Origin of the sequence: Actinomadura sp. NPDC047616 (assembly GCF_040642915.1) — a bacterium.
Lineage (GTDB): Bacteria > Actinomycetota > Actinomycetes > Streptosporangiales > Streptosporangiaceae > Spirillospora > Spirillospora miaoliensis.
Genome location: NZ_JBEYTB010000001.1, coordinates 309,378 through 320,582, shown reverse-complemented (window position 1 = coordinate 320,582; position 11,205 = coordinate 309,378). Strand labels below are relative to the sequence as shown.

12 protein-coding genes are annotated in these 11,205 nt (G+C 71.9%); 4 read left to right on the top strand and 8 right to left on the bottom strand.

Annotation, left to right across the window (positions count from 1 at the left end; translation table 11 throughout):
• Window positions 1-45: 45 nt before the first annotated feature.
• Together ABZ801_RS01660 and ABZ801_RS01655 are read right to left on the bottom strand one after the other, a co-directional pair.
• Window positions 46-1,389, bottom strand: coding sequence for a cytosine permease (locus tag ABZ801_RS01660; RefSeq protein ID WP_360691358.1), 1,344 nt, complete (start codon window positions 1,387-1,389; stop codon window positions 46-48).
• 202 nt (window positions 1,390-1,591) lie between these two features.
• On the bottom strand, window positions 1,592-1,924 hold the full coding sequence (locus ABZ801_RS01655; protein ID WP_344942359.1) for a rhodanese-like domain-containing protein: 333 nt from the start codon (window positions 1,922-1,924) through the stop codon (window positions 1,592-1,594).
• A gap of 49 nt (window positions 1,925-1,973) precedes the next feature.
• Between ABZ801_RS01655 and ABZ801_RS01650 the strand changes: the two genes are divergently transcribed.
• Window positions 1,974-2,435, top strand: a complete 462-nt coding sequence (locus ABZ801_RS01650) for an SSI family serine proteinase inhibitor (protein WP_360691355.1) — start codon at window positions 1,974-1,976, stop codon at window positions 2,433-2,435.
• A gap of 70 nt (window positions 2,436-2,505) precedes the next feature.
• On the opposite strand, the gene ABZ801_RS01645 is transcribed toward ABZ801_RS01650, so the two are convergent.
• Window positions 2,506-3,369, bottom strand: a complete 864-nt coding sequence (locus ABZ801_RS01645) for a DNA-formamidopyrimidine glycosylase family protein (RefSeq protein ID WP_360691352.1) — start codon at window positions 3,367-3,369, stop codon at window positions 2,506-2,508.
• A gap of 340 nt (window positions 3,370-3,709) precedes the next feature.
• Here ABZ801_RS01645 and ABZ801_RS01640 point away from each other — a divergent pair, with 340 nt between their 5' ends.
• The 3 genes from ABZ801_RS01640 (at window position 3,710) to ABZ801_RS01630 (ending at window position 7,389) form a co-directional block, all read left to right on the top strand.
• Complete coding sequence (locus ABZ801_RS01640) at window positions 3,710-3,916, top strand: heavy-metal-associated domain-containing protein (RefSeq protein ID WP_344941753.1); 207 nt, start codon at window positions 3,710-3,712, stop codon at window positions 3,914-3,916.
• A 95-nt stretch (window positions 3,917-4,011) separates the two neighbouring features.
• Window positions 4,012-5,034 carry a hypothetical protein gene (locus tag ABZ801_RS01635; RefSeq protein ID WP_360691349.1) on the top strand — a complete coding sequence of 341 codons (1,023 nt, stop codon included), beginning with the start codon at window positions 4,012-4,014 and terminating at the stop codon, window positions 5,032-5,034.
• Window positions 5,035-5,070: 36 nt separating this feature from the next.
• Window positions 5,071-7,389, top strand: a complete 2,319-nt coding sequence (locus ABZ801_RS01630; protein ID WP_360691345.1) for a heavy metal translocating P-type ATPase — start codon at window positions 5,071-5,073, stop codon at window positions 7,387-7,389.
• Window positions 7,390-7,479: 90 nt separating this feature from the next.
• Here the strand turns inward: ABZ801_RS01630 and ABZ801_RS01625 are convergent, their stop codons facing one another.
• The 5 genes from ABZ801_RS01625 to ABZ801_RS01605 all read right to left on the bottom strand — a co-directional run bounded on the left by ABZ801_RS01625 (window position 7,480) and on the right by ABZ801_RS01605 (window position 11,114).
• Window positions 7,480-7,704 (bottom strand): hypothetical protein, encoded by a 225-nt coding sequence (locus tag ABZ801_RS01625; protein ID WP_344941744.1) that lies wholly within the window; start codon window positions 7,702-7,704, stop codon window positions 7,480-7,482.
• 96 nt (window positions 7,705-7,800) lie between these two features.
• A complete protein-coding gene (locus ABZ801_RS01620; RefSeq protein ID WP_360691342.1) occupies window positions 7,801-8,055 on the bottom strand; it encodes a hypothetical protein in 255 nt (84 codons plus the stop codon).
• 314 nt (window positions 8,056-8,369) lie between these two features.
• Window positions 8,370-10,154, bottom strand: coding sequence for an FtsX-like permease family protein (locus ABZ801_RS01615; protein ID WP_360691339.1), 1,785 nt, complete (start codon window positions 10,152-10,154; stop codon window positions 8,370-8,372).
• Window positions 10,155-10,159: 5 nt separating this feature from the next.
• Window positions 10,160-10,306, bottom strand: coding sequence for a hypothetical protein (locus ABZ801_RS01610; protein WP_360691336.1), 147 nt, complete (start codon window positions 10,304-10,306; stop codon window positions 10,160-10,162).
• Between the two features lie 379 nt (window positions 10,307-10,685).
• A complete protein-coding gene (locus tag ABZ801_RS01605) occupies window positions 10,686-11,114 on the bottom strand; it encodes a MarR family transcriptional regulator (RefSeq protein WP_360691333.1) in 429 nt (142 codons plus the stop codon).
• Window positions 11,115-11,205 lie beyond the last annotated feature (91 nt).

Here is an 11,205-nt window from a genome sequence, read left to right as displayed (position 1 = left end):
CACGTCGCGGCGCTCTCCGCCGGAAGAACGCGTCCCTTCGCCCGCTCAGCCGCGGAACCGGGCGACCCGCCCGACCAGCAGCGTGACCAGCGCGGCCACCAGGAAGGACAGCAGCGACGCGCTCATCCAGGACGGCGGCGTGACCGCCAGCGCCTCCCGCGCGTCCCGCCAGAACGACGCCCACCAGCCGACCGATCCGGGGTTGACGAGCTGGTAGGCCGCGAACCCGACCGTCCAGGCGGCGATCATGCTCCAGCGGGCCGGCGCGGTGCGGGAGACGTCCCAGCCGCGGCGGCCGCGGCCGAGGAAGAAGTCGGCGGCCAGCACGCCGAGCATGGGCACGAACACCGACCCGATCAGGGACAGGAAACCGGCGTAGTCGCCGATGTTCAGCACCAGCGCCAGCCCGGTGGTGCCCGCCCCCAGTGCCACCGTCAGCACCCGGCGGTCGGCGCGCGGCACCAGGTTCTGGATCGACACGGCGGTGGAGTAGACGTTGGCGAACGACTGGTCCGCCTCGCGCAGCACGAACACCGCGAAGACCACCGCCCCCAGCGTGACGTGCAGGAACGGGTCGAACACCTTCGTCGAGTCCCCCGCCACCAGGGCCAGCGCCAGCAGGCCGAGGACGTAGGCGACGATCTGGGTGACCGAGTAGCCGACGGCGGCCGCGCCGAACGCGCCGCGCGCGGTGCGGGCGTGCCGGGTGTAGTCGGCCGCGACCGGCACCCACGAGATCGACACGGCCAGCGCCGCGTCCGCGCCGATCCAGAAGCCGCCCCATGAGCCCTCGGTCAGATCCGGCAGCGGCTCGCGCAGCAGCTGGACGTAGAAGTAGACCAGCGCGACCAGCACCGCCACGGTGACGTACCGGCGCAGCAGCCGCACCGAGCCGAGCGGACGGATCGTCAGCGCCGTGGTCAGCACCCCGGCGGCGACCACGTACGCCCAGCGCGGCACCCCGTCGTGCAGGGCCCGCGCCGCGTCCGCGATCACGATCAGCTCGAACGTGCCCCACCCGACGAGCTGGGCGACGTTCAGCACGGTCGGCGCGTACGACAGCCGCGCCCCGAACAGGCCGCGCAGCAGCACCATCGCGGGCTGCCCGGTGCGCGCGCCCGGCACCGCCGACAGGCCGAGCATCAGCCCGCCGATCACGGTCCCGACGATCATCGCGACGATGCCCGCCGCGATCGACAGGGTCGGCGCCCCGTTCTCGTCGGGCGCCAGCACCGTGTACGCGCCGGAGAACGCGAACAGGCTGACGCCCAGGTTGGCCCAGAACGCGCTCTGGTCCCAGAAACCGAGGACCTTCGGCGCGGGTTCGTCGAGGGTGTAGGGGACCTCGTCGCGAGGAGTGGTTCCGTGGACGGCGGACGACGACGCCAAGGCGCACGCTCCCTACGCCGGCATTACCCGGACAGGTTCATGCGGTCGGCGACGCCGTGCGAAGCCCGCCGGGTGCCGTCTCGGCGGCCCCCGGCCACAGTCGCCCTCTCAGCCCGGTGTGTCGGCCCGAGCTCCCGCGGTCAGACGGTGAACGCTGCAGATCGTACAGTCAGCGTCAAAAACCGACAAAGGGGCCCTTGGTTCAGGCCACGTAGGCGGGACCGTCCCCCGCGGCGTCCATGGGCCGTCCGACCTCGACCCAGCGCTTCATTCCCCCGTCGACGTTCTTGGCCAGCCAGCCGGCGTTGTTGAGCGCGATGGTCACCTGCGCCGAGCGCATGCCGGAGCGGCAGATGACGTAGACGTCCCGGTCACGCGGCACCTCGGCGGCGCGGTCGCTCAGCTCGGCCATCGGGATGTGCACCGCCTGGGGCGCGTGGCCCGCGTCCCACTCGTCCTGCTCACGCACGTCCAGCAGGTAGGCGTCCTGCGGGACCTCCGCGGCGTCGACGGCAGGAACGTCTTCCCCGAAAATCATCACACCCCCATGGAACCGCGCGGAACCCTTCCACGTCGAATCACGCATGCGGTACCGGACGCTCCTTTTCACGACGCCCGCACTCGCCACCCTCCTGTCACTGTCGGCCTGCGGTTCCGAACAGGCCGCGGACTCCCCCCGCGACACCGCTTCGGGCACCACGACCGTCCAGCCGACCCGCTCCCCGGCCGACCAGCTGACGGTCGAGGTGCGCGCGTCGGCCAAGGCCACACCCAAGACCTGGACCCTGACCTGCGACCCGGCCGGGGGCGACCACCCCGAGGCCGCCAAGGCCTGCGCGGCCCTGAGCAAGGCCCAGGACCCCTTCAAGCCGATCTCACCGCAGCAGATCTGCACCGAGATCTACGGCGGCCCCCAGGAGGCCAAGGTCAAGGGCACCTGGCGAGGCCGTCAGGTCGACACCGGCTTCACCCGCAAGAACGGCTGCGAACTCCACCGCTGGGACCAGGTGGCCCCCCTGTTCGGCGACACCCCGAAGGGCAACTGACGACTCCTCCCCGCCCGCACCCGCCACCCCCCAACCAACCCCCACTCGGCAGGGGGTCTGATCGGAAGGGTTATTTGAGCAGGCGGGACAGGCGGCGGTCGGCCAGGGGTTTGCCGCCGGTCTGGCAGGTGGGGCAGTACTGGAGCGAGGAGTCGGCGAAGGACACCTCGCGGATCGTGTCGCCGCAGACGGGGCACTTCTCGCCGGTGCGGCCGTGCACGCGCAGGCCGGTCTTCTTCTCGCCCTTGAGGTCCTGGGCGGCCAGGCCGGTGGAGCGGGCCACGGCGTCGCGCAGGGTGGTGATGATCGCCTCGTGCAGTCCGGCGATCTCGTCGTCGGTCAGCGTGTCGGCGATCTTGAATGGGGACATCCGGGCGGCGTGCAGCACCTCGTCGGAGTAGGCGTTCCCGATGCCGGCGACGATCCGCTGGTCGCGCAGGAGGCCCTTGATCTGGGTGCGGCGGCCCTTGACGATGCCGCGCAGCGCCTCGACGGTGAAGCCGTCGTCCAGCGGGTCCGGGCCGAGCGTGGCGACGCCCGGCACCTCGGCCGGGTCGCGGACGACGTACACGGCCAGGCCCTTCTTGGAGCCCGCCTCGGTGAGGTCGAAGCCCGAGCCGTCGTCCAGGTGCACCCGTACCCCCAGGGGGTTCTTGCCGCCGGGACGGGCGGGCCGGGCCGGCACCTCCTCGCGCCAGCGCAGCCAGCCGGCCCGGGCCAGGTGGATGACCAGGTGCAGGCCGTCGACGTCGATGTCGAGGAACTTGCCGTGCCGGGCGACGCCGGTGATCGACAGGCCGGCGAGCGCCGTGACCGGGGGATCATAGGTCTTGAGCGCGGAGATGGCGAGAACGTCGACCCGGGCGACGGCGTGGCCGACCGCCCGCTCGCGCAGGAACGCGGCGAGGGCCTCGACCTCTGGCAGTTCGGGCATGCCTCACAGTATCCGAGGCGTCGCGGGCGGTCTTCCACAACTTTCCACACCCCTGTGGAAACCTGTGGACAACCCTGTGTACAACGCCGGATCGGCCCGCCCGGCGGGGGTTTTCAATCGAAATACCACTACAAACGACGCCATCTGCCGCCGAGTCCCCCGTCGCGGCCCGCCGGGGGCCTGTGGATAACCTGGTCCGCGGGGTGATGTGCCGTGAATCACCCCGATCTTCCGATAACCCCTAGGGGGTAGGGGTTGCGAGCGCTGTGACGGGTGCGTAACATAACCCTCGTCAGATACCCCTAGGGGGTAAAAGTCCAGGGATGAGGGGAACGGATCGATGAGCACCGCCACCTACACCGTCACCGGTATGACCTGCGGTCACTGCGTCAGCTCCGTCAAGGAGGAGGTCAGCGAGATCGCCGGCGTGACCGCCGTGGACGTGGATCTGGCCAGCGGCCGGCTCACGGTCACCGGCGAGGGCGCGATCGACGACGACAAGGTCCGCGCGGCCGTGGAAGAGGCCGGATACGAGGTGACGGCCTGACCCGGCCGTCTCCCGCACGCCCCGTCCCGGCGCGCTGATCCGCGCCGGGCGAAGGGCCGGGCGGAGGGGGACGACCGCATACGGCGGCCGCCAAGGTGAACGAGGGAAGCGAGCAGCAGACCATGAACACGGCGATCAAGTTGGGGGCGTTCGCCCTGGGCCTGGCGGCCGTCTTCGGCGGCGCGGCAGGGGTCGGCGCGGCCGTCGGGCCTATCGATGCCACCGCCGACACGCACAAGACCGAGGGTAACGGCCACGGCGGGGCGTCCGGCCACGGCGGGGCGTCCGGGCACGGCGGGGCGTCCGGGCACGGCAAGAACGCGTCGTCGCACGTCCCGGCGGGGCTCCAGGTGTCCCAGGACGGCTACACGCTCACGCCCGAGACCACGACGGTCACCCCGGGCGAGCGCACGGACTTCCGGTTCTCGGTGACGGGACCGGACGGCAAGCCCGTCACCCGTTTCGAACCCCTGCACGGCAAGCTGCTGCACCTGATCGTGGCGCGCCGTGACCTGTCGGGGTTCCAGCACCTGCATCCCACGGAGGCGGGCGGCGGCGTCTGGACCGTTCCGCTGACGTTGCCCGACCCCGGGACCTACCGGTTCTTCACCGACTTCAAGGCCGCGGGCGCGGCCGAGCAGCTCACGCTCGGCACCGACGTGGTGGCGCCGGGGGACTACCGGCCGCGGGCCGTGCCGCCCGCCGAGCAGGTCGCCAAGGTGGACGGCTACGAGGTGAAGCTGACCGGCACCCTGGTTCCGGGACGGTCGAGCAGGCTCACCCTGTCGGTGAGCAAGGACGGCCGGCCGGTCACCGACCTGGAGCCGTACCTGGAGGCGTACGGGCACCTGGTCGTGCTGCGCGACCAGGACCTGGCCTACCTGCACGTCCACCCGGACGGCGCGCCCGGCGACGGCCGCACCCGGCCCGGTCCGGACGTGACGTTCGAGGCCGAGGTGCCGAGCCCGGGAAGATACCGCCTCTACCTGGACTTCCAGCACGACGGCAAGGTCCGCACGGCCGAGTTCACGGCCGTGGCCGGCAACGCGGCCGCGGCCGCCGCGCCGACCGCTCCGGCGGAGGAGAACGGCGATGACGGCCACGATCACGGGCACTGACCATCCCGTAGGCGATCGACGAGGAGGAGGAAGGCGATGAGCACGGGCGACGCGTCCGGGCGGATCGAGCTGGCGATCGGCGGGATGACCTGCGCCTCGTGCGCCGCCCGCATCGAACGCAAGCTGAACAAGATGGACGGCGTGACCGCGACGGTCAACTTCGCCACCGAGAAGGCCACGGTCCAGGCGCCCGAGGGCGTCACGCCGGAGGAGCTGATCGCCACGGTGGAGAAGGCCGGGTACACCGCGACGCTGCCCAGGCCGCCGCGTGACGAGACGTCCGGGGACGGCGAGGACGAGGCCGACCGGGAGTTGCGGCCGCTGCGGCAACGGCTGATCACGTCGCTGGTGCTGGCGGTGCCGGTGATCGCGATGGCGATGGTCCCGGCGTTGCAGTTCGAGTACTGGCAGTGGATGTCGCTGACGCTGGCCGCGCCCGTCGTCGTCTACGGGGGATGGCCGTTCCACCGGGCGGCCTGGACGAACCTGCGGCACGGCGCGGCGACCATGGACACGCTGGTGTCGCTGGGCACGCTGGCGGCGTTCGGGTGGTCGCTGTGGGCGCTGTTCTTCGGCTCGGCCGGGGAGCCGGGCATGCGGCACGGGTTCGAGTTCGCCATGACCCGCTCGGACGGGTCGGCCAACATCTACCTGGAGGCCGCCGCCGGGGTGACCGCGTTCCTGCTGGCCGGGCGGTACTTCGAGGCGCGGTCCAAGCGCCGGGCGGGCGCGGCGCTGCGCGCGCTGCTGGAGCTGGGCGCCAAGGAGGTCTCGGTCGTCCGCGAGAACGGCCGTGAGGAGCGCATCCCGGTCGAGGACCTGGCCGTGGGGGACGCCTTCGTCGTCCGTCCCGGCGAGAAGATCGCCACGGACGGGGTGGTCGCGGAGGGCTCCTCGGCCGTGGACGCCTCGATGTTGACCGGCGAGTCGGTGCCGGTCGAGGTCGGCCCCGGCGACGCGGTGGTCGGCGCCACCGTCAACGCGGGCGGCCGGTTGCTGGTGCGCGCCACCCGGATCGGCGCCGACACGCAGCTGGCGCAGATGGCCCGGCTGGTCGAGGAGGCGCAGACGGGCAAGGCCGCCGTGCAGCGGCTGGCCGACCGGATCTCCGGGGTGTTCGTCCCGATCGTGATCGCGCTGGCCGCGGCCACGCTGGGCTTCTGGCTCGGCGCGGGCGCGGAGACGGCGGCCGCGTTCACCGCGGCGGTCGCGGTGCTGATCATCGCCTGCCCGTGCGCGCTGGGCCTGGCCACGCCGACCGCGCTGATGGTCGGCACGGGACGCGGCGCCCAGCTCGGCATCCTGATCAAGGGCCCGGAGGTGCTGGAGTCCACCCGGCGCATCGACACCGTCGTGCTGGACAAGACCGGCACCGTCACCACCGGCACCATGGCGCTGATGGACGTCCACACCGCAGACGGCGTCGAGGCCGACGAGGCGCTGCGGCTGGCGGGCGCGCTGGAGCACGCCTCCGAGCACCCCATCGCCCGCGCGATCGCCGCCGGAGCCGCCGAACGCGTCGGCACCCTGCCGTCCGTCGAGGACTTCGCCAACATCGAGGGCCTGGGCGTCCAGGGCATGGTGGACGGGCACGCCGTGTTGGTCGGACGGCCGCAGCTGCTCGCCGAGTGGTCCCAGCACCTGACGCCCGAACTCCAGGAGGCGATGATGGCGGCCCAGGCGCAGGGGCACACCGCCGTGGCCGTCGGCTGGGACGGCCGGGCCCGCGCGGTCATCACCGTGGCCGACCAGGTCAAGCCGACCTCCGCCGAGGCCGTGGCGCGGCTGCGCGCTCTGGGGCTGCGTCCGGTGCTGCTGACCGGCGACAACGAGACCGTCGCCCGCACGGTGGCCGGCCAGGTGGGGATCGAGGAGGTCATCGCGGAGGTGCTGCCCGCCGACAAGGTCGCCGTCGTCAAGCGGCTGCAGGGCGAGGGCCGCACGGTGGCGATGGTCGGGGACGGCGTCAACGACGCCGCCGCCCTGGCCCAGGCCGACCTGGGTCTGGCGATGGGCACCGGCACCGACGTGGCGATCGAGGCGTCCGACCTGACCCTGGTGCGCGGCGACCTGCGCGCCGCCGCCGACGCCATCGCCCTGTCGCGGCGGACCCTGCGCACCATCAAGGGCAACCTGTTCTGGGCGTTCGCCTACAACGTGGCCGCGCTGCCGCTGGCGGCCGCCGGGCTGCTCACCCCGATGATCGCCGGTGCGGCCATGGCGTTCTCCTCGGTGTTCGTCGTCACCAACAGCCTCCGGCTGCGCCGCTTCCGCCCGGTCGGGGACGCCTCGGCCCTGCCCGGCGGGACGGCCCGTCCCAGCGCACCCCGCGCGGAGGTCCACGCCGACCGCTGATCCCGGTCGCGGAACACGCGGGAACACGAAGGACCACGGTCTCGTCTCGTCCACGAGGCCGTGGTCCTTCGCCGTCCTACGGGTGTCGGCTCACCGCTGCCGCGGGACGATGGGCCCGGCCGGAAGCACCTTCACCCGCAGGCTGTTGCAGTTCTGGCAGACCGGGTCGATCCAGGGCGGCTGCGCGGGCACACCGTCCAGACGCCAGGCGACCGCGTGGCCGCCGTGGCCGCCACCGGCGTGCCGCGCCTCGTACAGGGCCTCCCACACCCGCAGGCAGTGCAGGCAGTGGAAGCGCCATTTCTCCGTGACCACGTGAACGTTTCCTAGGCGCATGCGGAATCCCACTTCTGGACGTGACGGATCTCAGAAGTGCGGGATGGGGCCGGACACGGCCGTCCCGCGGCGCGTTTACGTGCGGGAGACGTTCAGCTCGATGAGCAGCCTGGCGCCGGTGACCTGCACCGGGACCTCGTCGAACCGTCGCGCCGTGACGGACGGTTCCGCGGACGCGTCCAGTGAGGCCGGCACGCGGACGAGGGCGAGCCCCTGCGTCCGGCCGGCCGTCTGCGCGCGATTGGCCTCGTGCTCCCCGGTCGACTCCCCGCGTCCGGTGTCACGTTCACCTGGAGCGGCAGTGCGCAGGAGTTCCTCGTCGGCGACCATCGACGTGACGGCGGCGCACGGCGCCACCTCAGAGCACGACCCCGACGCCCCAGTCAGCAGGACGACCAGCCCCAGCAGGACCGGCCAGAGAACCGCCCCCGATGGGCCGGCCGCCGGTGTCCGCCGGAATCGGCTCACTACCACACAGCGAACCCTACCTTACCCTCCGTATAGTTACGGTAACTTTTAGTAATGCCAAGGGCGATCCTCAACCGCCTCCGCACAGGTTTACGAGACCGCGCCCCGGCCCCCACATGCGCAATGTCCGGCAAATCCGGGTTTGGCCCATCAGCGGGACGCTCGTCGGCCGGTACTCACGTCGCTTCGGCGCTGAGGGTCTGCGCCACGGATCGGCGGGCTGCGACGCGCGCGGGCAAGGCGGTGAGCGCCGCCGTCGCCAGGAGCGGGACGAGTGCGGCGGTGAGCAGCCACCACGCGGGGGGCATGACCATTTTCGCGTCGCTGAACAGGATCACGCCCAGAGGGATGCCGGAGACGACGCCGGGCAGGGTCGGCAGGAGCTGTGCGGCGGACAGTCCGGCCGTGACCTGCCCGGGAGTGGCGCCGAGCGTCCGCGCGACGGCCATGGCGGGCCGGGCCTCCAGTGCGGTGGTCCAGGTGATCGTGATGGTGTTCACGACGGCGAGTGCGATCATCGCGGCGGTGACGGCCAGCAGTACGTGGCGCTCCTGAGCGACCTGCGCCTCGGTCGCCATGGGAGAGCCCGGGTAGCCCTTCACGGGCTGGGCGTAGACCAGCAGCAGTGCGGTGACCGCGATCAGCGTGGTCATCATGTTGCACCCGTGCAGGACGGCACGGCCGGGGCGGCGGGCGATCAGGCGCAGCCCGAGCAGCAGCGGGGTCGGCAGCAACGCCGACAGTCTGTTCAGCCAGGCTCGGTGCCGAGGCCGGTGGGCGACGTCGGCCAGGGCGGAGACGGTGCCGGTACGCAGCGCCCGCAGCGTCGGGCCGGAGGTGGTGAGGGCCGCCACCGCAAGGGCGACGACGGTCGTGACGGCGATGGTGCCGCCGGTCAGACCGGGGGCGGTGGTGATCATGCTCGCGGTGGGATCGATGACGGCGGGCGCGGCCAGCCGCGCGATCGTCAGGCCCAGTGCGTCGGCGAGCAGCGCCAGGGTCAGGTATTCGGCGAACAGGACGGCGGCGATGAGCCCGGGGGTGGCGCCGACGGCCTTGAGCAGCCCGACCTGGCGGGTCTGCTTGGCGGCACGTCCCGCCATCAGCGTGGCCACGCCGCCGATGGCCAGCAAGCCGAGCAGCCAACTGCCGATGACCAGGATCGGCTGACTGCTCTGGAGCGCGACAAGGTCCTGCTCGGCGATGTGCCGCCAGGTCTTGAAGTTCACCCAGGTGTCCTCGAACGCCGAGGCCACGGCGGGATCGCGGAGATTCAACGCCCCGGCCGCGTCGGGATCCCGCAGCTTCAGGTTGATGAAGGAGGTCACCGGGACGTCCGCCGACTCCAGTGCCCGGGTGTCCCGTTCGGCCAGCCAGACCAGACCGCCGCCGTCGCTCGGCCCGCCGCCCGGACCGATCAACGGCGCCCACGGGTAGACCGAGTGGGCCGCGGTCACGGCGATCCCGACGACGGGAAGCGAGCGGCCGGCGACGTTGACGTGGTCGCCGACCCCGACGCCCATGGCGGTGGCGAAGCCGCGCTCGACCACGGCGCCTCCGGGGCGTACCCAGCTGCCCGAGGTCACCAACGGACGGTCGACCGGACCCGGTGTCATGTCGGCGACCTGCACCACCGCGGCTCCCGTGGAACCGCGCGCCGTGAGCGTCGTGTAGTACTGGCGGTACGGCCCGCTGTGCGCGACCACCCCGGGCGCGTGCTCCAACGACTTCAGGGCAGTGATCGTGGTCCGCTTGGTGCCAGGGGAAAGCGCGACCACGTCCGGCCCGGCGGTGGCGTCCCGGGTCTGCCGGTAGAGCGTTTCGGTCGCCCCGTTCAATGACAGACCGAGGGCCAACGTGGCGGTCGCGGCGGTGATCGAGACGAGCAGCATCGCGGCCTGGGCGGGATGCCGACGCACGTCGGCCAGGACAAGGCGGAACACCAACAGGATGCGGCCCATGGCGTTCAGCCCTCCAGCCCGACCACATGGGCGAGCCGCCGGGTGCCGTCGGCGAACATCCCGTGCGCCACCAGCCGCTCGACCCCACTGACCGCCCGCACGATGCCCTGCCCTTGGCCGTGCTCCTGGCGCAGACCGCAGACCTCAAGCACAGCGCCGAACTCCTTCATGAGCCCTCGGATTCGTTCTCGCCCGTCGGCCAGACGCGCTCACGCGCTTCCAACCAGTGCACGTCCGCCTGCAGCCGCAACGCGCCCCTTCCCAGCGGCAGCAGACCCGCAGTCGAAGAACCCGCCGCGACCACACGCGCCGTGCAACGGCTCCTTCGCAGGCATCGCCGGCACCGCGTCCCGCGTACCCAACCCCTAACGGCTAGCCAATGGATAGCGGTTAGCCGACAGGCGCGTCAAGCGCCATCCTCGAACTCACCCGCCCGCAGAACTGGGCAGCCGGAATCACTGAGCCGCCCCTCGCCGGAACGCGCGGCGGAAACGCGCCGCTGTTACGACGCTCACCAGGAGGCGCGAGGCGTCAGGGGGTCGTCGTCGGTTGGCGGAGGGTGGCGACGAGAGGGCCGACGCGGGCGTCGTCTGCGGCGTCGTCGAGGGCCTTGCTCAGCGCCTCGTAGTAGATGGGGGCGATCTTGCGCTGGAGGGCGCGGCCCTCGTCGGTGATCACGGTGTAGACGCCCCGGCGGTCGTTGGGGCACATGTCGCGGCGGGTGAGGCCCGCCGACTCCAGGCGTGCGACCAGGCGGCTGACCGAACTCTGGTTGAGGCCGATGAGGTCGGCGAGTTCCTGCATGCGCAGCTCGCCGTCGGGGGCCCGCACCAGCTGGCACAGCGCCCGGTACTCCGAGAGCCCGACACCCTGCCGGTGCAGCGCCTTGGTCAGTTCCTGTTCGACCCGTCCGTGCAGGGTGACCACCTGCTCCCAGGCCCTGCCATCCGCGCTGTCCACCGTTTCCTCCTCGGCTGTTGACACCAGGGTACATGGTTGTGCAATATCTGCATGTACATGCAATTCATGTAGGTGCATGCAAACATCAACG

Excerpts from the sequence above, each read along its gene's own strand:
- ABZ801_RS01615 (WP_360691339.1), bottom strand. The coding sequence starts at position 10,154 with ATGGGCCGCATCCTGTTGGTGTTCCGCCTTGTCCTGGCCGACGTGCGT.
- ABZ801_RS01640 (WP_344941753.1), top strand. The coding sequence starts at position 3,710 with ATGAGCACCGCCACCTACACCGTCACCGGTATGACCTGCGGTCACTGC.
- ABZ801_RS01630 (WP_360691345.1), top strand. The coding sequence starts at position 5,071 with ATGAGCACGGGCGACGCGTCCGGGCGGATCGAGCTGGCGATCGGCGGG.
- ABZ801_RS01620 (WP_360691342.1), bottom strand. The coding sequence starts at position 8,055 with ATGGTCGCCGACGAGGAACTCCTGCGCACTGCCGCTCCAGGTGAACGT.
- ABZ801_RS01650 (WP_360691355.1), top strand. The coding sequence starts at position 1,974 with ATGCGGTACCGGACGCTCCTTTTCACGACGCCCGCACTCGCCACCCTC.
- ABZ801_RS01645 (WP_360691352.1), bottom strand. The coding sequence starts at position 3,369 with ATGCCCGAACTGCCAGAGGTCGAGGCCCTCGCCGCGTTCCTGCGCGAG.